Below are 22,779 nucleotides of genomic sequence, written 5' to 3' on the forward strand. Positions count from 1 at the left end.
CGCAAAACAGATTTTAAAAACCGTACCGGGAAGCTAACATTACTTAAGCAAGCTTTGGAAAACTTTGAAAGGGTAAATATTTGCCGCTTTGGGAAAGATCTGCGTAAAAATTGTTTTGAAAGTGCAGTAACTGAATTATATTTTACCTATGCCCAAATGAATCATGCCATCAAAAAATAAGGGCCTGGATGAAGCCTAGACGTAGATTTATTGTTTAGTATGCTTTCAACCTCGGGTGTTTTGTGCCATTTTCTTTGTGATCTTTGCAGTTAAAAACTCGATAAATCTCCTTATTTTGGTTCCATGGATTTAGAGAAGCTTAAATACCCGATCGGTCAGTTTGCTATGCCGGAGATTTTCGATCAAAAGCAGGTTGACATATGGATTTCTGAAATCGCTGCATTACCGGGCCAGATTAAAAAGGCTACTGAAAATTTAACCGATGAAGAACTGAATCAAACTTACCGGCCGGAAGGTTGGACATTGAGACAAGTTGTTCACCATCTTCCGGACAGTCATATCAATGCCTATATTCGCTTTAAGCAGGCCATTACAGAAGATATTCCCATAATCAGGCCATATTATGAGGAACGCTGGGCAGAAACAGAAGAAGCCAGAGATGGTGATATTACATTGTCGATTGAGCTGTTGACGGGTTTACATCAGCGTTGGGTTGCTTTTTTAAGAACATTGAAAGCAGAAGATTATCAAAGGAAATACATTCATCCGGCCCAAAATAAAGAACTTACTTTGTCCATTATGCTTGGCATGTATGCCTGGCACGGAAAACACCACTTAGCACATATTATCAATACCATAACAAAATGAAAAAAATCTATTTATGCGCCCTGATTTTATTTTTTGTTGGTTTTTATAGCAATGTTAAAGCGCAGAAAGATCCATCAAAAACCTTTGATTTTGTATTAGGCTCATGGGAAATGCAAACACCCAAAGGTAAAATGGTGGAACGATGGAGCAAGGATGCCGATAAAATACTGAAAGGCAAAAGTTATCGCGTCAATGCAAAGGGAGACAGCGTACTTACGGAAACCTTACAGATCAGAAAAATAGGGAAAGAGGTTTTCTATTGTTCAACGGTTGCTGATCAGAACGAGGGCAAGGAAGTATGTTTTAAACTTATTTCCACAAAGGATGAGATTTATATTTTCGAAAATGTAGCACATGATTTTCCGCAAAGAATCGTTTATCAAAACTTAGGCAAAAATGAAATGCTCGCCTGGATTGAAGGCGAGCTTAATGGGAAAAGCCGAAAATCGGAATTTAGGTATAAGCGGCAATAGCATTAAATCTCGATTCTTATTTTGGTTCGTCACCCTGAATTTATTTCAGGGTCTATCTCGCAGGAAAGATGCTGAAACAAGTTCAGCATGACGACTGCCTAAGAAAAGAAGCTAAAAATAAATTCTTGTAATAGGTTTCTAAATAGTTTCTTGGATGAGCTTTAAAATTTAACTACATTAAAATTAACATGGCTGCGCTCATGGCGATCATAATGGCATCTTCAACAATGGTTACGGTACTCATAGGTAAGTTAAACACTGCGCCTAAGCAAGCGCATTGAATCTTCTTTTTGTTTAAAACACTTTCTAGAACTCCAAGGATGCTGATGGTCATTACAATCAGGGTAATCCAGTTCACAACATTAGGCGATAAGTTTAATGCAAAGGATAAACCCAGACCTAATTCAATAAAAGCATAAATATATCCCCAAGCACTGAATTTTTTGGCTACGATATCGTACATGGCATAATTTTCGGCAAAGGCTTTTAAGTTGAGCATTTTAAAGAAAGAAAAAGTCAGGAAGAATCCCGCCATAAAAATGCGCATAAATACCATAAAATTGATCGCATTGTCCTGCCGGGAAACCACTAACGATATTGCGGTTACATATCCGAATATCAAAAGAATGGGTTTGTAGGTTTCGGTCCAAGATTTTGCTTCTTCAAGCGTTTCGTTATGGTGGCTTGCTGAAATCTGGTATTTGCTTTTGCTGCCACCCAAAGCCTGTTGGAGTGTATCCAAGCTAATATGTTTATCCATGCTGATGGTAGCAGAATTGGTATCTTTTGAAACTTCCACAGCAGTTACATCTGGTAAAACCAGCAGATTACTTTTTACTTTATTTTCGCAACCACCGCAAGTCATTCCTGTGAGTTGATAGGTATGTGTCATGATTTAAAATCTTTATGCAAATTTACCGCTTATTAAGGCCAAAAGCGTTACAGAATAATCATAAAGTTTTATAGCATTTTGGGTTCTTGTCATTCTGAACGCAGTGAAAAATCTTTAAATTTTGAGATAGGATTTTTATCGTTTAAAGATGCTTTGGTCATCAGCATGACAGCATATTTTACCCCACCAAAACCGAAGTCATAGTTAACGAACCACCAACGGCTTTATCATTAAAGAAAGAAACATCATCTTTCTCGTTTTTCATACCAAGGGTATAAATAAGAGGTAAATAGTGTTCTGGCGTAGGGATAGCCAACATGGCATCTTTACCGAGGTTTCGGTAATTGATCAAAGGTTGATGGTCGCCGTTAGCAATTAAATTTTTGAATTTATCATTCATTTCAATTGCCCAGTCATAGCCACCTCCATTAATCATTTCCCAGCTTAACATATGCAAATTGTGCACCATATTGCCACTGCCGATAACCAGCACGCCTTTTTTGCGGAGGGCATAAATTTCTTTGGCAATTTCATAATGTTGCGCTGGCGATTTGGTATAATCGATACTCAATTGCAAAACAGGAATATTGGCATCTGGATACATATGTCTAACTACCGTCCAGGTACCATGATCTAAGCCCCAATCGTGGTCTAAGCCAACTGGTGTTGAATGGATTAAACCAGGGATTTCAGCGGCCAATTTGGTGTCGCCTGGAGCAGGATATTGAACATCGAAAAGTGCCTGTGGGAAACCACCAAAGTCGTGAATGGTACCTGGGAAATCCATTGCCGTTACAAAAGTGCCATGGGTGTACCAATGTGCCGATACCACCAAAACTGCTTTCGGGACAGGGATATTCTTGGCGAGATCTATCCAACTCTGACTAAACTCATTATTTTCGATGCCATTCATTGGTGAGCCGTGGCCAATAAAAAGCGTTGGCATTAAATCCGTTTGAGGCAAGCGTTGAGTAAAGTTCCTGAATTGGGATAGTGCAGACATGGATTTAATTTATATCAAACCGTCATCCTAAACTTCCGCCCGGCCGGACGGGTGTTTCAGGATCTATTTAAAAACCAAAGATTCCGGGACAAGCCCGGAATGACGATTTTAGTGTTATTTTCCCTGAACAAACTCCAGGTTTAATTTAATCGCAACATCTTTTGCAACACCTGCACCAGTTGGATCATATTTAATATTATAATCTAAGCGGTTAATGGTTGTAGTAGCACCAAACCCAGCTTTGGTATTGCCTTGTTGATCTTTAGCTGTACCGCCGTATACCACAGCAAATTTTACATCTTTGGTCACATCACGGATGGTTAATTTACCGCTTAACTCATAATTGTTACCACTTAATTTTTTAAGAGAAGTGCTTTCGAATTTCATTGTCGGAAATTTTTCGGCGTTAAAAAAATCATCCGTTTTTAAGTGGCCATCTCTCATATCCACACCGGTAGTAATGCTATTTACATCAACCGTGAAGCTGATTTTAGCGTCGGTTAAATCTGGTTTAGAAGCGGTAACTGTTCCATCGAACTTTTTAAATGAACCATCAACAAAAGAAATGCCCATATGTTTAACCGAAAAGTTAACAAAGGAGTGCATTGGATCAATTTTCCAGCTTGTTTGCGCAAATGATGCCACACTGATTGAGGTAGCGATCAGAAATAAGAATAATTTTTTCATATTTAGTGATTTTATTTAGGTACAAATGTAGGTGGGAATTAAACAATCAGTATTGACTTATGGTAAGAAATTGCTTAGATAGATTAATCGTTTAACTGTTTAAGTCGGTTAAGTCTGGAATAGCTAAAATTTCAGGATTGATAAGTGGTTAATGGTTTTTGGTTCATGGTCCATAGACGATCGGCCATCAACTATGATCTATCTAACCATTAACTTTAATCCATCTTACATCCTCAAACTTCATCCAGCGTTTTTCTACGGTCTGTTGATCCAGATTTATAAACTGAAGGTGTCATCCCGGTTACTTTTTTAAACTGTGTGGATAGGTGCGCTACGCTACTATAGTTAAGCTGTGCAGCAATTTCGCTCAAAGTAAGCTCACCGTAGGTAAGCATTTCTTTTACTTTTTCTATTTTTTGAGCAATGAAATATTTTTCAATCGTTTGGTTTTCGACCTCAGAAAAAATGCTGCTTAAGCTTGCATATTCTAGTTTTAACTGTTCGCTGAGGTAGGCAGAAAGATTGGTTTTTAATGGTTCTTTGGTATAATGAACCAGGTTGATGATTGCAGTTTTAATCTGTTCTGCAATTTGAGTTTTTTTATCTTCCAAAAGTTCGAAACCAAAATGGCCCAATTGTTTCGAAATTTTGATCTTATCCGCTGCCGAATCATTTTGGTCAAGGATAACTTCGCCAAGCTCAACCAATAGGGATTTAAAGCCAAGCTTTTCCAACTCGGCCTTAACCACCATTTTACAACGGTTGCATACCATATTTTTGATATACAAGTGCATTATTTTGACTTTATAGTTTCAGAAACGTCGCCACAATCAAACATCATACTTCCATAGTAAGGGTTTTCGATGTTTTCTTTTTCATTTAACCAACTCGCTTTTGCCATTGGGCAGTGTTGAACATAAACGGTTTGGCTGTTAAATTTCAAGTTTTTCAATGTTTTGATCATCGCATATGAAATCCCTTCAAAGGCTTTTCTCTGTGTTTTGATGTCGTTCGAACCAGCAAGTTGAGCAGATTTACTTTTAATAATTGCAGCCTGTTCCATAAATATTTTATGCTCCTCGGCTGGTAAATCTTTGTGATTTACTGCATTTACCTTTGTCGATAAAACTTTCACTTTTTCGATGGCCATTTCTTTTTTGTCTGTTGCCAATGCATTTTTCACGTCGTAATAGGCTGTTAATACCTGATTTAATGCTACGTCTGTTTTGCTTTGTGCGTAAGTGAACGCGGTGGTTGCAATCGTCATGATGGCAATTAATCCTAATATTTTTTTCATCTTTTTTATATTGTTTTAGTGGTAATGAAGCGATCGTGATTTTCATTTTAATATGAAAACCATGATAATTCCAATTTTTATTTTAAAACGTTAAAGAAATTAAATTCTGCACGAAGCAGATACATGTTTTTGGTGTATCGGTTATCCATATTTCCGGCTGCCTGAAAACGATAACCAAAATCGATACGGGTGGTACTGTTTAGAATCATTTGTACAGCAGGGGCAATATCTAAATAAGATTGTCCGCTACCTGGATCGGTTTTACCCAATAATTCTAAATAGACATTAAAGTTTGGCTGTTTGTAATCTTTGTAAACAATAGGTAGAACCAAATAACCAGAAGATAAACTGTATGACAACATGTTCTTTGGCTGCGGCATTCCCTCAATTTGTCTGTTGTTATTTTCAAAAGCATGGGCGTAACCCAATGTTGATGATAATGCCAGTTTATGTAGCAATTGAGTGAAAATCAATCCACCCTGTGCACCACTATTGTCACCCTCAAGATTAATGTCTCTTGTAAACGTTGGCCTCTTGCTGGTGCTTATGCGGCCAAAAGCCGATGCCCTAAAGTGGCTTTGTGTATCATCAAAAGACAAAAAACGGTATTTTGCATATAAACTTCCGCCTTCTAAACGGTATTTACCATCCATATCAGACATAAAGCCTTGTGCATGCATCATCAGGTTTTTATTAAAACCGATCATTACTTCCGGAATGGTCCTGCTTACAAAACCCGGATTATTGAACATACCCTCGTTCGTAATTCTCACACCGATCGATTTAGTTGGCATATTACTGGCAGGCTCTGTAAATACATATAGTTCTTGTGCAAAACCATTTATATAGGCGCCAATTATCATCAGCGCCAATACGAATATCCGCCTCATCCTAGGAAAGAATTAAATGGTAAATGCGGGTTTTTTTGCCGTTAACAACACCGGTGCCGCTAGCATAAGCGTCAGAATTAGCGTTTGCGGCTTGCTTTTTAAATGCACTGCCTGAAATGAAATCTTTATCTACAATACTGGCTTTTACAGTTCCGTTAAGTGTTTTGCTTTTTGCGTTTACAAAACGGTATACGTTGCCATCAACAACAGCCTGGCCCTTATCATCTACCTTTACATCATTAAAATTGAAGTTTGCAGTTAAGCCACCAACTGAAAAACCGGCATCCTGAACTTTTTTGCGTACCAAATCAAGATTGATGTTTGCATCTTTTTTAAAAGTGAGCACAAAGCTGTTTTTGTTTAAGTCGGGTTTTACACTAGTAATGAAATTTAAGGTTTCTAATGATTTTTGTGTCGCATTTGAACACATAGAACAGGTTAAACCAGTTACCTGTAAATCTGCTGAAGATATTTTTTGTGCCGAAACGTTAACGGCAAAGAATAGCATAATGATGCTGAATATTTTTACTGCTTTCATGATTTTTTTGAATTAGAATAAATTGAAGCCATTGTCAGTCTGCATTTGTTTCAGAGCTTAAACAGCAAAATAGATGCTGAAACGAATTCAGCATGACAGGAACAAAAGAATCCTAATTCCTAAAAATACAATTGAAAATATGTAGGGAAATCCGCGAGGAAAGTGGCGGTGCTTTATTTGAAATTTTACTAAAAAATTTCGGGGTAATATCGTTTAAAAACGCTAAAACTGGTGGGTGAAGAAAAAGCTGGATAGAAAAGAGCTTTGGCATTTTTAATTGCGCCTCTGCCTGGTGACTATCTTTAACCTTAACGGTTACCTGGGTGTTTTTGCAGCAATTATCATTTTTCTTTTCGGCAGGGATTTCCTTACAGAACTTACAGGAAACCTCATTGCTGAACAGTTTAACATTTTCAAGTTTGCCTCCACAGAAATGGAGACTTAAAGCCAAACCCATAACACTAACTGTATAGAATACAGCCAAAGAAAGTGCTATTTTTTGTTTTAACTTCATAAACACAAAGGTAAAGGAAAAAATATTGAATAATGCCAGTAATTATTTACTGAATTTCATTTTTTACTTTAATTTAGCCTTAAACATCAATTAAATGAAGAAAATATTATTATTCCTATGCACCTTTTCGATACTTTCAGCCTTTGCTGCGAAGCCTAAAAATCAATATGTGCGGATTAAAACTGAATTTGGAGAATGCATTGTCAGGCTATATAATCAAACCCCATTGCATCGTGATAACTTTTTGAAGTTGGCCAAATCGGGATATTATAATGGTGTTTTATTTCACAGGGTAATCAATAATTTTATGATTCAGGGTGGAGATCCAGATTCTAAAAATGCAAAGCCAGACTCCCTTTTGGGTGAAGGCGGACCTAAATATACCATTCCAGCAGAGTTTAACGATAGCTTATTTCACAAAAAAGGTGTTTTGGGTGCAGCCAGGGAAGGTGATGACGTTAATCCAGACAAAGCATCAAGCGGCAGTCAGTTTTACCTGGTGCAGGGAAAAGTTTTTACCGATCAGCAATTGGATAACCTGGAAGAAAAACGGCTGAAATTCAAAATTCCTGACTGGCAGCGTGAAATATATAAAACGATAGGTGGTACGCCGCATTTAGACCGGAATTATACCGTTTACGGCGAAATTGTAGTGGGTTTGGATATGGTTGACAAAATTGCCGCTTTACCGACCAATAAAAATGACCGGCCAAAGCAGGACGTGAAAATGGAAGTAACCGTTTTGAAAAGGAGAGAAGCGAGAAAATTAGAAAAACAGTTACTTCAGGGTTAATTAAAGATAATCATCATTTCGATGAATAATTCCCCCAAGTTGGCGTCATCTCGAGTGGAGTGCAACGGAGTCGAGAAATCTATGGAGGCAGATCTCTCCATTCCACTGCGTTACAGTCGAGATAACAATGGCAAATAAATATCATTAATGGATTACTAAGCATTTATTCGATTAATTTCTAAATTTACCACCCACAACAATTGAAATTTGCTGGATGAAGATTATCTCTTATAATGTTAATGGGATCAGGGCTGCAAGTACCAAAAACTTTTTTGGTTGGTTACAAGCTACCAATGCTGATATGGTCTGTTTGCAGGAAGTAAAGGCACTACCTTCGCAAATCCCTGAAATTATTGCACTGATCGAGCAGCTAGGTTATCACCATTATTGGTTCCCTGCAGAGAAAAAAGGGTATAGTGGTGTAGCTATTTTAGCTAAAGTCAAACCCAATCATGTAGAGTTTGGCTGCGGCGAGGAATGGATCGATAAAGAAGGACGTATTTTAAGAGCTGACTTTGATAGCTTTTCGTTAATGAGCCTTTATATGCCGTCCGGGTCCAGCGGAGATGACAGGCAGGTAAAGAAATATGAATTTATGCGGTTTTTTGGTGCCTACATTGGAGAATTGCGTAAAGAGATCCCAAATTTAATTGTGAGTGGCGATTATAATATCTGCCATACGGCTATTGATATTCATAACCCAAAATCCAATGCCAATTCATCTGGTTTTTTACCAGAAGAGCGGGAGTGGATGCAATTGTTCTTAGATAATGGTTTCATTGATACTTTCCGCCATTTTAATAACGACCCACATCACTACACCTGGTGGAGTTATCGTGCAGGCTCGAGAGGGAAGAACCTGGGCTGGCGGATCGATTATCATCTGGCCACCAGACCAATGGAAAGCCGCCTAAAAAATGTAAGGATTTTACCGGATGCCATACATTCTGACCATTGCCCTGTGCTATTGGAAATAGAATAGTTTTTAGGTTAATTCGTTAATTGTTTAAATCAGTTAACCGATCTCAATTTTTGAATACCAATTTATACTGTTTCAATAATTAACCAGCCAATCAATGCTGATTACAAAAATAAAAGGCCTTGTTGGCCTGCATCTTAAAGATAAGTTAGTGCTTCGTGGTAACGAACTATGCCATTTACCTGTTCTTGAAAATGCATGGCTTTTAATAGAAGATGGTCTGATTAAAGATTTTGGTGAGATGAAACTTATGCCATCTTCCATTGCACATCTTCCATCTTACAGCGCCGAAGGCCGCTATGTTTTTCCCTCCTGGTGTGATAGCCACACGCATATTGTTTTTGCGGCCTCAAGGGAAGAAGAGTTTGCGATGAAAATACAGGGCAAAAGTTATGAGGAAATTGCTTCGGCAGGTGGTGGCATTTTAAATTCTGCCAACAAACTTCAAAAAGCAACAGAAGATGAATTGTTTCAAGCTGCGGCGCTGAGGTTAAACCAAATGATGCTCCAGGGAACTGGAGCGGTTGAAATTAAAAGTGGTTATGGATTAACCACTAAAAGCGAAATCAAGATGTTGCGCGTAATCCGCAGGTTGAAGGATCAATTTCCTATCCCTATTAAATCGACTTTTTTGGCCGCACACGCTTTTCCAGCCGAGTTTAAAAATAACCATCAGGGTTACATCGATTTGATTATTAATGAAATGCTGCCCCAGATCGCGTCAGAAAAACTGGCTGATTACATTGATGTTTTTTGTGAAAAGGGATTCTTCTCTGTTGCAGAAACTGATCAGATATTAAAAGCTGGAGCGAAGTATGGATTGAAGCCAAAAATACATGCAAACCAACTTTCCATTTCAGGAGCTATAGAGGTTGCTGTTGAAAATGGCGCCATTTCAGTCGATCACTTAGAGGAAAGTAACGAAGAAACCATCGAAACATTAAGAAATGCAGAAACGATTGTAACATTGCTGCCTTCTTGCTCGTTTTATTTAGGAATTCCGTTTGCAGATGCCAGGGGTTTTATTCAGGCTGACTTACCAGTGGCTTTGGCTACGGATTATAACCCGGGTTCAACACCTTCCGGAAATATGAATTTTGTAGTTTCATTGGCTTGTATTAAAATGAAGATGTTTCCGGAGCAAGCCATTAATGCCGCAACATTAAACGGTGCTGCAGCAATGGAGTTGAGTGAAGATTATGGAAGTATTGCAATTGGGAAAAAAGCAAATTTATTGATCACTAAACCGATGCCATCAATTGCTTATCTGCCTTATAGTTTTGGCGAAATCCAGGTAGATCAAGTGATCTTAAATGGTGAAATTTATAATGGATAACCTTAAAATATATTCGCAGGGAGACATTGATCGTTTGGTCATTCAACGCGAGGGCGAAACCAAGCTGGGTAAGAAAGTGGCGGTTATGTCTTCAGGGGAAGAATTGCAAAACACAAATGCAAAATTTGTGTTGCTGGGCATTCCTGAAGATATTGGTGTACGTGCAAATGCTGGTATGGCTGGAGCTGCATCGTTATGGCGACCAGCATTAACGGCCTTTTTAAATATCCAAAGTAATCGGTTTTTAAATGGTGAGGAGGTTTTGGTTTTGGGCCATTTCGAGATCGACGAGCCTATTGATTCTTCTATAAAAGCACTACGGGATAAAGTGGCTGAAATTGATGATCTCGTTTACCCGATAGTCGAAAAAATCATAGCTGCGGGCAAAATCCCGATTGTAATTGGCGGCGGACATAATAATGCTTTTCCAATCATCAAAGGTGCTTCTTTAGCAAATCAAGCCCCAATTGATGTGCTAAACATTGATGCACATGCTGATTTAAGGGGATTGGAAGGAAGGCATAGCGGAAATGGGTTTTCTTATGCTTTAAAAGAAAACTATCTTGGTCATTATTTTATGTATGGGCTGCATCAAAATTATAATAATGAGGCTATTTTAAGCCAGATCGATCACAACCCTAAATTAAACGCTGTATTTTTTGAGGATATTTTAACCGGACGGGATTACAATGGTTTATTCGAGGCGTTAGGATCAACTACAGGTTTAGAAGTAGATCTGGATTGTATGGAGAATGTCCTTTCAAGCGCAGAAACTCCTTCAGGGTTTGAAGTTAATGATGTCAGAAAACTGATTTTAACCCATGCCAGGAAATTTTCTTACCTGCACATATGCGAGGGCGCCACCAGGATGCTCGATGGGAGGGTGGATAATTTAACGGCTAAATTGGTTGCTTACCTGGTGAGTGATTTTGTGAAATCGCATACTTCTTAAATTTAGCCAGTGGAGACGCAGAAGCCACGGAGTAATCTAGCTCGTTCCGTCATCCTGAACTTCCGACCGGCCGGTCGGAAGTTCAGGATGACGATTTGGAGTAAAACCCTTATAAATGCTCTGCTTCATATTTCTCCCCGGCCTTTAACATCAACTCAATCTGTTTAAGGTCTTCCGCTGTTAAATCTTCTTTTTCCTGAAGTTCAAATACGGCAATCATATTGTCTTCGTATTGTTTTTCGGTTTTGATAACGATTTCCTGTGGCATGCCGGTAAGCTTAAAACTTTATAATTTCTGTTGGTGTAATGCAAAAATCGAGTTTGATGTCTTGTTCATGTACATCATCGATTTTTTCAATTGCAGGAAACAAAGATAAACCTATTTTTTGAGCATTTGAGCCTTTAAGAAAACGATCGTAGAAACCTTTGCCATAACCTACCCGGTAACCTTGTTTATCAAAGGCTAACAGCGGAATAATTACCATGTCTATTTCTCCTTCGTGCAGATTCGCTTTTTGTGGCTCTAAAATGTTGTATAAGTTTTTTTTAAGGTCTTTTTCTCCCAGGTATTCATGGTGGGTCATCAACGCCGTTTCAAAATCGGCCTTGGGTACAATAATTTTTATATTTGGCAAGGTTTGGTTGAGCCATTCGATCAGCGGAAAAGTATCTGGCTCCTTTTTCTCTTTGATGGGCAAAAAGATATGGATCGCTTTAATTTCATGAAAATCCAGTGTTTTAAATTTTTTCAACAGCACATTATTTAACTCATGGTATGTTGAGTCAGATAGTGATAACCGATCCTTTAGCGCTTGCTTTCTGATTTGGTTTTTCAACATCATAACAAAGTAGGTGTTTAAGGATTTATATGGTTTTGCGTACTTGCGTACAATTTATTTGTAGAGATGTGATCTGTTTTTGGAAATTTACGGTAATACGATCATGATGGTCTGCAGCCCTGCTATCGCTTCAAGTCTGCGCTGTGGGCTTTTTGCTCTATCAGGTTTATTGTATGGGGTCAGTATAGCAAAAAACCTCTGAAGCATAACTTCAGAGGCTTCTAATATCCTGATCAAATTATTTTACACGTTCAACGTATTCGCCTGTACGGGTATCAATTTTAATTTTATCGCCCTGGTTCACGAACATGGGAACTTTAACTTCAACACCATTTTCTAATGTTGCCGCTTTTAACGCATTTGTTGAAGTATCGCCTTTCACCGCTGGTTCTGAGTAAGTAATTTCAAATTCGGCAAAGTTTGGCAACTGCGCCATAATGGCTTCATCGCTTTCCATTGATACAATAATACTCATGCCTTCCTTCAAGAATTTAATTGCCGAACCAAACAAGGATTTTTCAACATTAAACTGCTCGTAGGTGTTATTGTCCATCACGATCAAAGAATCGCCTTCTTCGTATAAATATTGATAGTCATTGGTTTCCACGCGGCAGATTTCAACTGCCTCATCTGTATTCATACGGGCTTCAACAATTCTGCCTGTTTTAATGTTGCGGAATTTACCTGTATAAAATGCTCCGCCTTTTCCTGGCGTACGGTGATTCCATTCGTCAACAGTAACCAGTTCATTGTTTACACGAAGAATGTTACCTGTTTTAATTTCTGATGCTTTTGCCATATTGTGTGATCCTAAATTGGATTTGTATTTCAGTTTTTCGTGACGGCAAAGGTAAAATTATTTTGATAAAAAACGATAAAGGTTTAAGGCATAAGGCTTATGGTTGAAGAAAATTTAGGCCCTAATGATGCTATTTTACCCGCTCCATATATTCGCCTGTTTTGGTGTCAATCTTCACCTTATCTCCCTGATTGATAAATAGAGGAACCTTGATTTCTGCACCGGTTTCCACCGTAGCATATTTTTGCGCACTGGTAGAGGTATCGCCTTTTACCGCGGGTTCAGAATACGTGATCTCCAACTCCACGCTATTAGGCAGTTGAGCAACAATCGGCTCATCGCTTTCAAAAGCAATGGTAACATTCATACCTTCTTTTAAGAATTTAATCGAACTGCCAAAAAGCAATTTTGGGATGTTGTACTGCTCGTAAGTGTTGTTGTCCATCACAACCAGGTAATCGCCGTCCTCGTATAGGTATTGATAATCACTGGTTTCTACCCGGCAAATGGTCACTTCTTCATCTGTACGGAAACGGTATTCTACAATTTTACCGGTTTTTACGTTGCGCATACGGGCCTGATAAAAAGCCCTTAAATTTCCCGGGGTACGGTGGATGTACTCTTCTACACTGACCAACTCTCCGTTAAAACGAAGCACGTTCCCGCTTTTTACTTCTGATGCCTTTGCCATTTTATGATAGTGAATAATTTTTTTTGTAGATTAAAAATCAAAGTTAAAAAATGCATACAGATTTGGAAAGCGAAACCATCATTAATCGCGCGGGAAAGTGAAACTTTTCTTTCAATCTTTTTAAGTTTGTAAGTGCAGAACGATAAACAGCTTTATAAAAAGCGAGCTGTGTAATGAATAGGGTGCGGGGAAAAGAATAAAAAACTTAGTATAAAAGAAATGCCTTTGGGAACCACTCCAAAGGCATAATCAACCTAAACCTCAAACTAAACTATGAAAAACTCTTTGCCTTTAGGGGCTATATATTTTGATTCCGAATACGGAAAATATGATCTTATACTTAGAGAGATAAATTAAATAATTGTTTCTCTTTTTGGTGGTGCAAAGGTAGATATAATTTTCGAAATACAAAATATTTTTTGGAAAAATTATTTATAATACAAATGTATGACAAAACAGACTGCCTTATAAGTAATTGATTGAATTATAATTTACTTATAATCTGATATTTGGATATAATTTGTACAGAAATCGTATTCTTGTATTTGATTAGAGCCAATTATGGTAAGCCGCTCTTTTCCAAAATTTTCAATAAGCTCGCGGTACCAACTTATTCCCTGAACGTCCAAATTGCTGGTCGGCTCGTCTAAAAATAAAATGGGTGTATCTGCACAACATGCCAAAGCAAGCTTGGTTCTCTGCTTCATTCCAGACGAAAAGTATTTGATTTGTTTGTTTGCTGCTTTTTCTAAGCCCAAAACACTGATTAGCTTTTTTGCATCCAGGCCAGAAGCGAAATTTTTAAATTTAAAATGAAAATCAATGATCTCGTTTAGGGTAAAAGTTTCAACCAGTTCAAGATAGGGTGCAGCAAGGCTGATGTATTTATAAATACTTTCTACCGGAATATCTGTCGTATCAGAAAATGAAATCTCCCCCTCTGAAGGTGATAAGCTGCCGGTGAGTACACTTAATAAAGTCGACTTACCGGAGCCATTAGGTCCAAGTATGGCGTAACTGTTTCCTATGGTAAATTCAGTGCTTAAATTTCTAAAAATCCACTCTTTATTAAACCTTCTGCCAACATTTTGTAAAGTAATATTCATTTGCAGTAGGGCGTTTAGGGTTTAGCGCTAAGCGGTTTAGTCATACAAACGCTGTTATCAACGCCAATGTACTGTCCATAGTTGGTGATAATATGATATCCTACTTTTTGATAAAGTGCGATGGCCTCCGGTTGTTTTTTGCCAGTTTCTAAAACACATGCGTCAAAGCCTAGTTCAGTAGCCCAATTTTCCAGCTCGGTTACAATTTGGGCAGCTATTCCTTGCTTTCGATAATCGGGGTGCACAAACATCCTCTTTAATTCAGCTTCTGTTGCAGAGAAAGGTTTCATCGCGCCGCATGCAATGGGCAGATATCGTTTGTAAGCAATAACAACCTGTTTAATGGTATCAACCTGATTGAACTGCGCGTAAAAGGCATGATCATCACCATCTCTAACAGCCAGATCCTGATCCAATAATGCAACCAACTTTCTAAAATCGGCGTTTTCTGAATTCGTTCTGATCAGCGTTAAATCACTCATGAATATCTATTTGAATTTAGTTAGGCAATGGATTTTATCTTCCGCCTTAAACCGTTCAGCCTTCTACCTTTATTAACTGCCCATTCCAAAGCCCTTCATTACCCCGCGGTTAGAATTGCGGATAAAATCTACAATTTCATCACGGATTTCCGTTGGTTTAAATTCGGCTTCGATCATATCCAAAGCTTTCGTTACGTTATTGTGTTTTACAAAAAGTACGCGGTAAATTTCCTGAATCTCATCAATCTGTTCATTGGTAAAACCTCTTCTGCGCAAACCCACGGAGTTGATGCCTGCATAAGAAAGTGGCTCGCGCGCGGCTTTAACATATGGTGGCACATCTTTACGAACCAATGAACCGCCAGTTACAAAAGCATAAGAACCTACTTTCACAAATTGGTGTATGGCAACCAAACCAGCCAAAACTACATTATTGCCAATGGTAATGTGGCCAGCCAAGGTGGTACTATTTGAAAAGATGCAGTTATTCCCAACCTCACAATCGTGTGCGATGTGTGAATAAGCCTGAATTAAACAATTGCTGCCTATAGTGGTTTTCCATTTATCTTTTGTGCCGCGGTTAACGGTCACGCATTCTCGTATAGTAGTGTTATCGCCAATTTCTGCGGTGGTAATTTCACCGGCAAATTTTAAATCCTGTGGCTCGCCTGAAATAACCGCACCAGGAAAGATTCTGCAGTTTTTACCGATTCGTGCGCCATCCATAATGGTCACATTTGATCCGATCCAGGTTCCCTCGCCAATCACAACGTCTTTATGTATCACTACAAAAGGTTCAATTACCACGTTTTCGGCAATTTTTGCCTGAGGGTGTATATATGCTAAAGGTTGTATCATTATTGAGCGGGTTCTGCTTGTTTAACTTTTGAAATCTGTGCCATCATTTCGGCTTCTACCACGATTTTTTCGCCAACCATTCCTACGCCTTTCATTTGGGCAATGCCTCTTCTGATGGGTTCAAGTAAATCGCAACGGAAAACAATCGTATCGCCAGGAAGCACCTGTGCCCTAAAACGGACATTGTCTATTTTTAGAAAATAGGTAAGGTAATTCTGAGGGTCTGGCACGGTACAAAGAACAAGGATACCGCCTACCTGGGCCATTGCTTCTATTTGTAGTACACCAGGAAATACCGGAGCACCAGGAAAGTGGCCTTTAAAAAACTCTTCGTTCATGGTAACGTTTTTAACGCCTACCACGTGGTTTTTAGAGAGTTCTAATATTTTATCAACGAATAGAAATGGTTGACGGTGTGGCAAAATTTCCATGATCTTCACAACATCGAACAATGGTTTTGCACTTGGATCGTATACCTTCTGCACTTTTTTGTTTTTCTCTTTTTTTATGGCTGCCTTGATCTTTTTGGCGAAAGCAACGTTTGCTGCATGGCCTGGACGGGCGGCCATGATATGGCCTTTTAAATGCATTCCAACCAAAGCCAAATCACCGATCATATCCAAAAGTTTATGACGTGCAGGCTCATTTTGGTAGCGCAGTTCCATGTTGTTTAAAATCCCTTGCGGGGCAACATCGATATCTTTACGGTTAAATAATTTAGCCAGGTGACTTAATTCATCTCTCGTAACCTCTTTATCTACAATTACAATGGCGTTATTTAAATCACCACCTTTAATTAAGTTGTGCGATAGCTGGTATTCCAGTTCATGTAGAAAACAGAAAGTACGACAAGAAGCAATTTCTTTCTTAAACTCTGCAATGGTGTTGATACCAGCATGCTGGCTGCCCAAAACCGGAGAGTTGTAGTCAATCATGCAGGTAAAACGATAATCATCTAACGGCATGGCCACAATTTCTACCTTTCTATCTTCTTCCGTATAAGTAATGTTATGAGGAATAGTAAAATACTCGCGATCTGCATTTTGCTCAACTGTTCCTACTTCTTCCAATAGATCAATAAACTGGATAGAACTTCCGTCCATAATAGGTGTTTCCGGACCATCTAATTTAATCAGTATGTTATCAAGGTCCATAACCCACCAGCGATGCCATTACATGTTCTACCGTACTTACGCTAGCACCATTTTGTGTTATTGTAGTGCCTCGTGAGGTATCGGTAACATTATCTGCATCAGCATCGATAATAGGTTGGCCATCTAAATCAATACGCTGAAATTTGAAGCCATGATTTTCGGGGGCTGGGCAAAATGTTAAAGTTACATTAGCACCAGTGTGTAAACCAACACCAGATGCTGATATTTCTTGTTTAATCGTCTTTTGTCTAACGTTCATTGTGTATTGTATTCTTTTCCAGTTCAGCAGTGAGCTTTTTCAACTCCTCTTCGAGCTTATTTATTCTTTTTTCTACATCTGGAAGATGTTTGAAAATGACTGAGGCCCTCATCCAGTTACGTAAGGGTTGCGCCGGACTACCGTGCCATTGTTTGTTTTCTTCTGTAATATTAAAGTTTATTCCGGCCTGTGCACCGATTTGTGTTCCCTTTGCCAAAGTTAGGTGCCCTGCTATACCAACCTGTCCGCCAACAACGCTGTTAGCGCCAACTTTTGTACTTCCAGAGATTCCTGACTGTGCTGCTAAAACGGTGTTCTCGCCAATTTCTACGTTGTGCGCAATTTGGATCAGATTATCAATTTTTGCACCCCTTTTTACAACTGTTGATCCCATTGTGGCACGATCTACGGTGGTATTTGCACCAATTTCTACGTCATCTTCGATAATAACGTTTCCAATCTGTGGGATTTTATTGTAAGTGCCGTCTTTTTGTGGTGCAAAACCAAAACCATCACTCGCAATAACGGTATTGGCATGGATAACCACTCTGCTACCGATTACAGAATTGTGGTATATTTTAACTCCAGGGAAAAAGGTGCAGTTTTGGCCAATTTTAGAATTGGCACCGATAAAGGTTTGTGCATTTATTTTACAGCCATCGGCAATCTCTACATTTTCGGCAACGTAAGCAAAAGCATCAATAAATACATTATTGCCAATTATTGCTGTAGGATGAACGAATGCCAGTTTATCGATGCCGGATTTTATGGTTTGAGAATTAATGGCCTCATTATATTTATCCAGCAAAATTGTAAATGCGCTATATGGATTTTCTACACGGATTAGCGTGCTGGTGTAAGGCTGTGTAGGAGCAAAATCTTTAGAAACGATAACAACTGACGCCTGGGTAGAATACAAAAAATTTTCATACTTAGGGTTAGAAAGAAAAGACAGGGAGCCTTCCTTCCCGTCTTCTATTTTAGAAAGTTCGGTAACGGCTGCATCCGGGTTACCATCAATGGAACCGTTTAGAAACTGACTTATCTGCGTGGCAGTAAATTGCATCGTACAAAGGTATATGTTAAATTGATATGAACAAAAAAACCTGCATGTGTTAAATGGGGTATTATTTGCACAATAATAAGAGTTAAAACGGCACTGAAAGTCAAATATTTTGTTAAAAAAACTTAAATCCCTCTTGGGTAACAGAGGATATATTTTTCTACGGTTTTCTGTAGCGACTCCAGATTAGACAAATCAGAAGCCTTTGCAATATCAACAATGTCGTTATTTTTCATTAAAATCTTAATATTTCCAACTCCTGCATTATAGGCGCGGTTTTGAATAGAATCTGTAAAAACAAAATACCTTGCCTCTTCAGGTCTAATTTCCAGTAAATTAACTGCCGCATCCTGCAAAAAAATTTACACGGTCTGTATCAGCCCTTTCATTACCCATTTCTACTTTGTAAAGATTTCTGGAAGTGAGCATTTTACATAACGTAGACAAAATTTTATCATCCTGCATGGTCCAAACCTTAACGGCAGCATAAATATCCTGATCATCAAGGTTGGTAAAATGCTCCAGATTTTCATGCTGCGCAAAGAAATTAGCCTCGTTAATATCGTTTTTTAAAAAATAATTTAAGGATGGGGAAGCAAATAAGTTTGCTCCAGCCGCTGATAATTCTTTAGCACGTTCTAATAATTTCACCAGGATCATCTCACCCGATATTACTGTTTTGTGCAGATAAACCTGCCAATACATCAGCCTGCGGGCAATTAAAAATTTCTCAATAGAGTAAATGCCTTTTTCTTCAATCACCAGATCATCATCATGTACGTTGAACATTTTAATGATACGATCGAAACTGATTACCCCTTCACTAACGCCGGTAAAAAAGCTGTCGCGGTTCAAATAATCCATTCTATCCAGGTCTAACTGCCCTGAAATCAATTGATGAAGAAATTTTTTGGGATAGGTACCGTTAAAAATTTCAATAGCATGGGTTAAACGGCCTTCAAAATGTATATTCAGATCCTGCATCAGTTTAGCCGAAATATCTTCGTGCCTGATTCCGGTCACCAAAGAGTGTTCCAATGCATGGGAGAAAGGGCCATGACCGATATCGTGCAGTAAAATGGCCAAAATGGCGGCCTCTTCCTCGCCATCAGTTATGGTATGTCCTTTACTTCTTAAAAGATTGACGGCCAAAGTCATTAAATGCATGGCACCTAAAGCATGGTGAAAACGCGTGTGCAATGCCCCTGGATAAACCAAATGTGTCATTCCGAGCTGCTTGATGTAGCGCAAACGCTGGAAATAAGGATGGGAGATCACGTCATAAACCAATTCGGACGGGATGCTAATGAACCCGTAAACAGGATCATTTATTATTTTCTTCTTGTTCAATCGTTAAAAATCGTTAAATAGGTAGATACGGTACAAAAATTGCTATTTTTATTTATAGTTTAAATATATACCGTAATTAAACGGCAATACTGATCTATTTTTACATAAACATGCAGGAAACTAAAATATTATGGGCCGATGATGAAATTGACCTGTTAAAACCACATATATTATTACTAAATGATAAAGGTTACCATGTAACCACCTTTACCAATGGAAACGACGCTTTAGAGGCATTTGGAAAATCCCATTTCGACCTGGTTTTTCTGGATGAGAATATGCCCGGGATGAGCGGTATCGAAACGTTATCGGCTATTAAGAACCTAAATCCTGATGTTCCTGTTGTGCTGATTACGAAAAGTGAAGAAGAAAACCTGATGGAAGATGCGATAGGTAGCAAAATTGATGATTATCTGATCAAGCCTGTAAATCCTAAGCAGGTTTTGCTGACCATTAAAAAGCTGATCGACAATAAACGCCTGGTGAGTGAAAAAACCTCTATGGCCTATCAACAGGATTTTCGCCGTTTGGGGATGACATTAGGCGATAGGCTTAATTATGAAGAATGGATTGATGTTTATAAAAAAAATCGTTTTTTGGGAGCTTGAGTTGGAAAAACTGGACGATCCGCAGATGCATGAAATTTTAACCATGCAAAAACAGGAGGCCAATACACAGTTTACAAAATTTATTGAGGAACATTATCTGGATTGGATAAAGGATAAATATAAGGCGCCTTTGCTTTCGAACGAGTTATTAAAGAAAAAAGCCTTTCCGCTTATCAATGATAATACACCGGTATTTTTTATCCTGATTGATAATTTAAGGTATGACCAGTGGAAAATCATCAATCCATTAATATCAGAATATTTTAGGATAGACGAAGAAGATATGTATACGAGCATTTTGCCAACGGCAACACAATATGCCCGTAATGCAATTTTCTCAGGTATGATGCCTTTAGATATGGAAAAACGCTTTCCTCAGCTTTGGCAAAACGATGATGATGAAGGTGGGAAAAATATGCATGAAGAGGCTTTCCTGAGTGATAATATCAAGCGTAATTTAAGAAAGGACTGTAAATTCAGTTATCACAAAATCCTGACTTTTGAACAGGGAAAAGATCTGGTTGAACAAACGAATAACTTACTGCAGAATGATTTTAACGCCATTGTATTCAATTTTGTTGATATGTTGAGCCATGCGCGTACGGATATGCAGATGATACGTGAATTGGCCAATGATGATGCGGCTTACCGGTCGTTAACTTTATCATGGTTTGAGCACTCTCCGCTTTGGGATTTATTGAAGAAAATTTCGCAGAAAAAAGTTAAAGTAATCATCACCACCGACCACGGAACCATCCGTGTGAAAAAACCGGTTAAAGTAATTGGCGATAGAAGTACAAATACCAATTTAAGGTATAAGCAAGGAAGAAACCTAAATTTTAATGCAAAAGAAGTATTTTTAATTAAAAATCCTCACGACGCTTTATTGCCTAAGGTCAACATTAGCAGCAGTTATATCTTTGCAAGAGAAGATAGTTATTTCGTTTATCCGAACAATTATAATCAGTTTGTAAACTATTACAATGAAACTTTCCAGCATGGCGGTATTTCACTGGAGGAAATGATTATTCCGGTGGTGACGTATTTGCCAAGATAATGGATAGATTTAACATGAGACTGCCCACTTCATAGAATCGTCATTCCGGGGGATAATTTATTTTATAAAAATCAATATAAAGACAGAAGTATTTTAATAAACTATAGGCTGACAGGTTTCGTCATTGCGAGGAGGCTTTTTCAGCCGAGGAAGCAATCTTACAACGATCGCTACTTGCGTACGCATTAAGATTGCTTCGTTCCTCGCAATGACGATTTTGCTATTTAAGTCTGTCAATGGTAACTTGCTAAGGGTTTGTTTTGTTCAAATTTATTCGGAAGGCCGAAAGAAATCCAATTATATGTTACTTTTGTCCTTATTTTAGAAAATGGATATCGAAGTAAATAGTTTAGCCGATTTACCTGCTGTTGCACAGCAGCTTTCAGATTTTGCCAACAATCAAAAAGTATTCATTTTTGAAGGGGATATGGGTGCAGGTAAAACCACTTTTATCAAAACTTTTTGTAGCGTCCTAGGCGTAAAAGATGTGGTTTCGAGCCCAACTTATTCTATCGTTAACGAATATGATAGCCCTAAGGGATCGGTATTCCATTTCGATTTTTACCGGATAAAAGATATTCGCGAGGCCTACGATTTGGGCTATGAAGAATATTTCTATGGTGGTGGTATTTGTTTAATAGAATGGCCAGAGCGGGTGGAAGAGTTATTGCCTGAAAGCTTTATTAAGGTTTGGATCAATGTGCTGGATGAAAACCGCAGGCTACTCCGGTTTTCGAAGGTATAACAATTAGTTATCAATAAATTAACAGATTTTCCGTACCTTGAACCACCTAAAACTATCATAATTTTAATTCAACATGGCTACAGGATTACGCGAAGGAATGGCCGATATAGCTCGTCAGGGTTTACTACAAACGCAGGAAGCAACGCTAGAAACCAGAAATAGAAAAAACAGTTTATACATAGGAATACCTAAAGAAATTTCTTTTCAGGAAAATAGAATTGCATTAACCCCTTTATCTGTTGCGTTATTGGTAAACAACGGGCATCAGGTAGTTTTAGAAAGTGGGGCAGGTATTGCCGCTAATTTTTCTGATACGGAATATGCGGAACAGGGTGCAAAAATTGCCTATAACAAAAAAGAAGTTTTTGATGCTGATATCCTGGTGAAAATTGCCCCCCCTACGCTGGAAGAGATTGAATTGATGCATAAGGGGCAAACGCTTATTTCTTCTTTGCAGACTGGAACGCTTAAGCAAGATTATTTAAAGGCATTGATGCATAAAAAAATTAATGCTTTATGTTTTGAAAATCTCCGCGACGAAGGCAATATACTGAGTGTAGTGCGTGCCATGAGCGAGATAGTTGGT

Annotated in this window: 23 protein-coding genes and 4 pseudogenes; 9 read left to right on the plus strand and 18 right to left on the minus strand. The window is 38.4% G+C overall.

Annotation, left to right across the window (positions count from 1 at the left end; genetic code table 11):
* The first annotated feature begins 303 nt into the window (after nt 1-303).
* Both PGN18_RS18870 and PGN18_RS18875 read left to right on the plus strand, forming a co-directional pair.
* The gene (locus PGN18_RS18870) at nt 304-828 is read left to right on the plus strand and encodes a YfiT family bacillithiol transferase (protein ID WP_335321144.1); all 525 of its coding nucleotides are present in this window, start codon (nt 304-306) and stop codon (nt 826-828) included.
* Nucleotides 825-1,301, plus strand: a complete 477-nt coding sequence (locus tag PGN18_RS18875) for a DUF6265 family protein (RefSeq protein ID WP_335321145.1) — start codon at nt 825-827, stop codon at nt 1,299-1,301. Before PGN18_RS18870 ends, PGN18_RS18875 begins: the two co-directional genes overlap by 4 nt.
* 172 nt (nt 1,302-1,473) lie before the next feature.
* Here PGN18_RS18875 and PGN18_RS18880 read toward each other — a convergent pair whose 3' ends face one another.
* The 8 genes from PGN18_RS18880 to PGN18_RS18915 all read right to left on the minus strand — a co-directional run bounded on the left by PGN18_RS18880 (nt 1,474) and on the right by PGN18_RS18915 (nt 7,122).
* Nucleotides 1,474-2,193 (minus strand): heavy-metal-associated domain-containing protein, encoded by a 720-nt coding sequence (locus tag PGN18_RS18880; RefSeq protein WP_335321146.1) that lies wholly within the window; start codon nt 2,191-2,193, stop codon nt 1,474-1,476.
* A gap of 178 nt (nt 2,194-2,371) precedes the next feature.
* On the minus strand, nt 2,372-3,196 hold the full coding sequence (gene ygiD / locus PGN18_RS18885) for a 4,5-DOPA dioxygenase extradiol (protein WP_335321147.1): 825 nt from the start codon (nt 3,194-3,196) through the stop codon (nt 2,372-2,374).
* A 114-nt stretch (nt 3,197-3,310) separates the two neighbouring features.
* Nucleotides 3,311-3,883, minus strand: coding sequence for a YceI family protein (locus PGN18_RS18890; protein ID WP_335321148.1), 573 nt, complete (start codon nt 3,881-3,883; stop codon nt 3,311-3,313).
* A 233-nt stretch (nt 3,884-4,116) separates the two neighbouring features.
* Nucleotides 4,117-4,677 carry a helix-turn-helix domain-containing protein gene (locus tag PGN18_RS18895; protein ID WP_335321149.1) on the minus strand — a complete coding sequence of 187 codons (561 nt, stop codon included), beginning with the start codon at nt 4,675-4,677 and terminating at the stop codon, nt 4,117-4,119.
* Nucleotides 4,677-5,180, minus strand: coding sequence for a DUF3347 domain-containing protein (locus tag PGN18_RS18900; RefSeq protein ID WP_335321150.1), 504 nt, complete (start codon nt 5,178-5,180; stop codon nt 4,677-4,679). Before PGN18_RS18900 ends, PGN18_RS18895 begins: the two co-directional genes overlap by 1 nt.
* Before the next feature lie 77 nt (nt 5,181-5,257).
* Complete coding sequence (locus tag PGN18_RS18905; protein ID WP_335321151.1) at nt 5,258-6,070, minus strand: hypothetical protein; 813 nt, start codon at nt 6,068-6,070, stop codon at nt 5,258-5,260.
* 1 nt (nt 6,071) lies between these two features.
* On the minus strand, nt 6,072-6,608 hold the full coding sequence (locus tag PGN18_RS18910) for a heavy-metal-associated domain-containing protein (RefSeq protein WP_335321152.1): 537 nt from the start codon (nt 6,606-6,608) through the stop codon (nt 6,072-6,074).
* Between the two features lie 112 nt (nt 6,609-6,720).
* Nucleotides 6,721-7,122 carry an HYC_CC_PP family protein gene (locus PGN18_RS18915; protein WP_335321153.1) on the minus strand — a complete coding sequence of 134 codons (402 nt, stop codon included), beginning with the start codon at nt 7,120-7,122 and terminating at the stop codon, nt 6,721-6,723.
* A gap of 94 nt (nt 7,123-7,216) precedes the next feature.
* Here PGN18_RS18915 and PGN18_RS18920 point away from each other — a divergent pair, with 94 nt between their 5' ends.
* From PGN18_RS18920 to PGN18_RS18935, 4 genes are all read left to right on the plus strand, one after another.
* A complete protein-coding gene (locus PGN18_RS18920) occupies nt 7,217-7,915 on the plus strand; it encodes a peptidylprolyl isomerase (RefSeq protein ID WP_335321154.1) in 699 nt (232 codons plus the stop codon).
* A gap of 214 nt (nt 7,916-8,129) precedes the next feature.
* A complete protein-coding gene (locus PGN18_RS18925) occupies nt 8,130-8,897 on the plus strand; it encodes an exodeoxyribonuclease III (protein ID WP_335321155.1) in 768 nt (255 codons plus the stop codon).
* A gap of 94 nt (nt 8,898-8,991) precedes the next feature.
* Nucleotides 8,992-10,230 carry an imidazolonepropionase gene (hutI, locus tag PGN18_RS18930; protein ID WP_335321156.1) on the plus strand — a complete coding sequence of 413 codons (1,239 nt, stop codon included), beginning with the start codon at nt 8,992-8,994 and terminating at the stop codon, nt 10,228-10,230.
* On the plus strand, nt 10,223-11,182 hold the full coding sequence (locus PGN18_RS18935; protein WP_335321157.1) for a formimidoylglutamase: 960 nt from the start codon (nt 10,223-10,225) through the stop codon (nt 11,180-11,182). Before hutI ends, PGN18_RS18935 begins: the two co-directional genes overlap by 8 nt.
* 109 nt (nt 11,183-11,291) lie before the next feature.
* Here the strand turns inward: PGN18_RS18935 and PGN18_RS18940 are convergent, their stop codons facing one another.
* From PGN18_RS18940 to PGN18_RS18985, 10 genes and pseudogenes are all read right to left on the minus strand, one after another.
* Nucleotides 11,292-11,450 carry a hypothetical protein gene (locus PGN18_RS18940; protein WP_167354761.1) on the minus strand — a complete coding sequence of 53 codons (159 nt, stop codon included), beginning with the start codon at nt 11,448-11,450 and terminating at the stop codon, nt 11,292-11,294.
* Between the two features lie 10 nt (nt 11,451-11,460).
* Nucleotides 11,461-12,024, minus strand: coding sequence for a 5-formyltetrahydrofolate cyclo-ligase (locus PGN18_RS18945; RefSeq protein ID WP_335321158.1), 564 nt, complete (start codon nt 12,022-12,024; stop codon nt 11,461-11,463).
* Nucleotides 12,025-12,259: 235 nt separating this feature from the next.
* Nucleotides 12,260-12,820 (minus strand): elongation factor P, encoded by a 561-nt coding sequence (gene efp / locus PGN18_RS18950; RefSeq protein ID WP_090983422.1) that lies wholly within the window; start codon nt 12,818-12,820, stop codon nt 12,260-12,262.
* Nucleotides 12,821-12,950: 130 nt separating this feature from the next.
* On the minus strand, nt 12,951-13,511 hold the full coding sequence (gene efp, locus PGN18_RS18955; RefSeq protein ID WP_335321159.1) for an elongation factor P: 561 nt from the start codon (nt 13,509-13,511) through the stop codon (nt 12,951-12,953).
* Between the two features lie 491 nt (nt 13,512-14,002).
* A complete protein-coding gene (locus tag PGN18_RS18960; RefSeq protein ID WP_335321160.1) occupies nt 14,003-14,617 on the minus strand; it encodes an ABC transporter ATP-binding protein in 615 nt (204 codons plus the stop codon).
* A gap of 14 nt (nt 14,618-14,631) precedes the next feature.
* Entirely contained in the window at nt 14,632-15,099 is a 468-nt protein-coding gene (locus PGN18_RS18965; protein ID WP_335321161.1) for a GNAT family N-acetyltransferase, read from the minus strand.
* Nucleotides 15,100-15,171: 72 nt separating this feature from the next.
* Nucleotides 15,172-15,957, minus strand: a complete 786-nt coding sequence (lpxA, locus tag PGN18_RS18970; protein ID WP_090983430.1) for an acyl-ACP--UDP-N-acetylglucosamine O-acyltransferase — start codon at nt 15,955-15,957, stop codon at nt 15,172-15,174.
* Nucleotides 15,957-17,370 (minus strand): annotated as a pseudogene (locus PGN18_RS18975) (bifunctional UDP-3-O-[3-hydroxymyristoyl] N-acetylglucosamine deacetylase/3-hydroxyacyl-ACP dehydratase). The gene lpxA and the pseudogene PGN18_RS18975 overlap by 1 nt, the downstream one beginning before the upstream one ends.
* Nucleotides 17,360-18,436 carry a UDP-3-O-(3-hydroxymyristoyl)glucosamine N-acyltransferase gene (gene lpxD / locus PGN18_RS18980; protein WP_335321162.1) on the minus strand — a complete coding sequence of 359 codons (1,077 nt, stop codon included), beginning with the start codon at nt 18,434-18,436 and terminating at the stop codon, nt 17,360-17,362. Before lpxD ends, PGN18_RS18975 begins: the two are co-directional and overlap by 11 nt.
* A gap of 122 nt (nt 18,437-18,558) precedes the next feature.
* Nucleotides 18,559-19,783: pseudogene (locus PGN18_RS18985) on the minus strand (HD domain-containing protein).
* 110 nt (nt 19,784-19,893) lie between these two features.
* Here PGN18_RS18985 and porX point away from each other — a divergent pair.
* The 3 genes and pseudogenes from porX to PGN18_RS19000 form a co-directional block, all read left to right on the plus strand.
* Nucleotides 19,894-21,448: pseudogene (porX, locus tag PGN18_RS18990) on the plus strand (T9SS response regulator signal transducer PorX).
* A gap of 328 nt (nt 21,449-21,776) precedes the next feature.
* A complete protein-coding gene (tsaE, locus tag PGN18_RS18995; protein ID WP_335321163.1) occupies nt 21,777-22,193 on the plus strand; it encodes a tRNA (adenosine(37)-N6)-threonylcarbamoyltransferase complex ATPase subunit type 1 TsaE in 417 nt (138 codons plus the stop codon).
* Nucleotides 22,194-22,266: 73 nt separating this feature from the next.
* Nucleotides 22,267-22,779: pseudogene (locus tag PGN18_RS19000) on the plus strand (alanine dehydrogenase); the annotation flags it as partial.

The organism is Pedobacter terrae (genome assembly GCF_036946585.1).
Lineage (GTDB): Bacteria > Bacteroidota > Bacteroidia > Sphingobacteriales > Sphingobacteriaceae > Pedobacter > Pedobacter terrae_C.

Excerpts from the sequence above, each read along its gene's own strand:
- PGN18_RS18870 (WP_335321144.1), top strand. The coding sequence starts at position 304 with ATGGATTTAGAGAAGCTTAAATACCCGATCGGTCAGTTTGCTATGCCG.
- PGN18_RS18875 (WP_335321145.1), top strand. The coding sequence starts at position 825 with ATGAAAAAAATCTATTTATGCGCCCTGATTTTATTTTTTGTTGGTTTT.
- PGN18_RS18880 (WP_335321146.1), bottom strand. The coding sequence starts at position 2,193 with ATGACACATACCTATCAACTCACAGGAATGACTTGCGGTGGTTGCGAA.
- ygiD (WP_335321147.1), bottom strand. The coding sequence starts at position 3,196 with ATGTCTGCACTATCCCAATTCAGGAACTTTACTCAACGCTTGCCTCAA.
- PGN18_RS18890 (WP_335321148.1), bottom strand. The coding sequence starts at position 3,883 with ATGAAAAAATTATTCTTATTTCTGATCGCTACCTCAATCAGTGTGGCA.
- PGN18_RS18895 (WP_335321149.1), bottom strand. The coding sequence starts at position 4,677 with ATGCACTTGTATATCAAAAATATGGTATGCAACCGTTGTAAAATGGTG.
- PGN18_RS18900 (WP_335321150.1), bottom strand. The coding sequence starts at position 5,180 with ATGAAAAAAATATTAGGATTAATTGCCATCATGACGATTGCAACCACC.
- PGN18_RS18905 (WP_335321151.1), bottom strand. The coding sequence starts at position 6,070 with ATGAGGCGGATATTCGTATTGGCGCTGATGATAATTGGCGCCTATATA.
- PGN18_RS18910 (WP_335321152.1), bottom strand. The coding sequence starts at position 6,608 with ATGAAAGCAGTAAAAATATTCAGCATCATTATGCTATTCTTTGCCGTT.
- PGN18_RS18915 (WP_335321153.1), bottom strand. The coding sequence starts at position 7,122 with ATGAAGTTAAAACAAAAAATAGCACTTTCTTTGGCTGTATTCTATACA.
- PGN18_RS18920 (WP_335321154.1), top strand. The coding sequence starts at position 7,217 with ATGAAGAAAATATTATTATTCCTATGCACCTTTTCGATACTTTCAGCC.
- PGN18_RS18925 (WP_335321155.1), top strand. The coding sequence starts at position 8,130 with ATGAAGATTATCTCTTATAATGTTAATGGGATCAGGGCTGCAAGTACC.
- hutI (WP_335321156.1), top strand. The coding sequence starts at position 8,992 with ATGCTGATTACAAAAATAAAAGGCCTTGTTGGCCTGCATCTTAAAGAT.
- PGN18_RS18935 (WP_335321157.1), top strand. The coding sequence starts at position 10,223 with ATGGATAACCTTAAAATATATTCGCAGGGAGACATTGATCGTTTGGTC.
- PGN18_RS18940 (WP_167354761.1), bottom strand. The coding sequence starts at position 11,450 with ATGCCACAGGAAATCGTTATCAAAACCGAAAAACAATACGAAGACAAT.
- PGN18_RS18945 (WP_335321158.1), bottom strand. The coding sequence starts at position 12,024 with ATGATGTTGAAAAACCAAATCAGAAAGCAAGCGCTAAAGGATCGGTTA.
- efp (WP_090983422.1), bottom strand. The coding sequence starts at position 12,820 with ATGGCAAAAGCATCAGAAATTAAAACAGGTAACATTCTTCGTGTAAAC.
- efp (WP_335321159.1), bottom strand. The coding sequence starts at position 13,511 with ATGGCAAAGGCATCAGAAGTAAAAAGCGGGAACGTGCTTCGTTTTAAC.
- PGN18_RS18960 (WP_335321160.1), bottom strand. The coding sequence starts at position 14,617 with ATGAATATTACTTTACAAAATGTTGGCAGAAGGTTTAATAAAGAGTGG.
- PGN18_RS18965 (WP_335321161.1), bottom strand. The coding sequence starts at position 15,099 with ATGAGTGATTTAACGCTGATCAGAACGAATTCAGAAAACGCCGATTTT.
- lpxA (WP_090983430.1), bottom strand. The coding sequence starts at position 15,957 with ATGATACAACCTTTAGCATATATACACCCTCAGGCAAAAATTGCCGAA.
- lpxD (WP_335321162.1), bottom strand. The coding sequence starts at position 18,436 with ATGCAATTTACTGCCACGCAGATAAGTCAGTTTCTAAACGGTTCCATT.
- tsaE (WP_335321163.1), top strand. The coding sequence starts at position 21,777 with ATGGATATCGAAGTAAATAGTTTAGCCGATTTACCTGCTGTTGCACAG.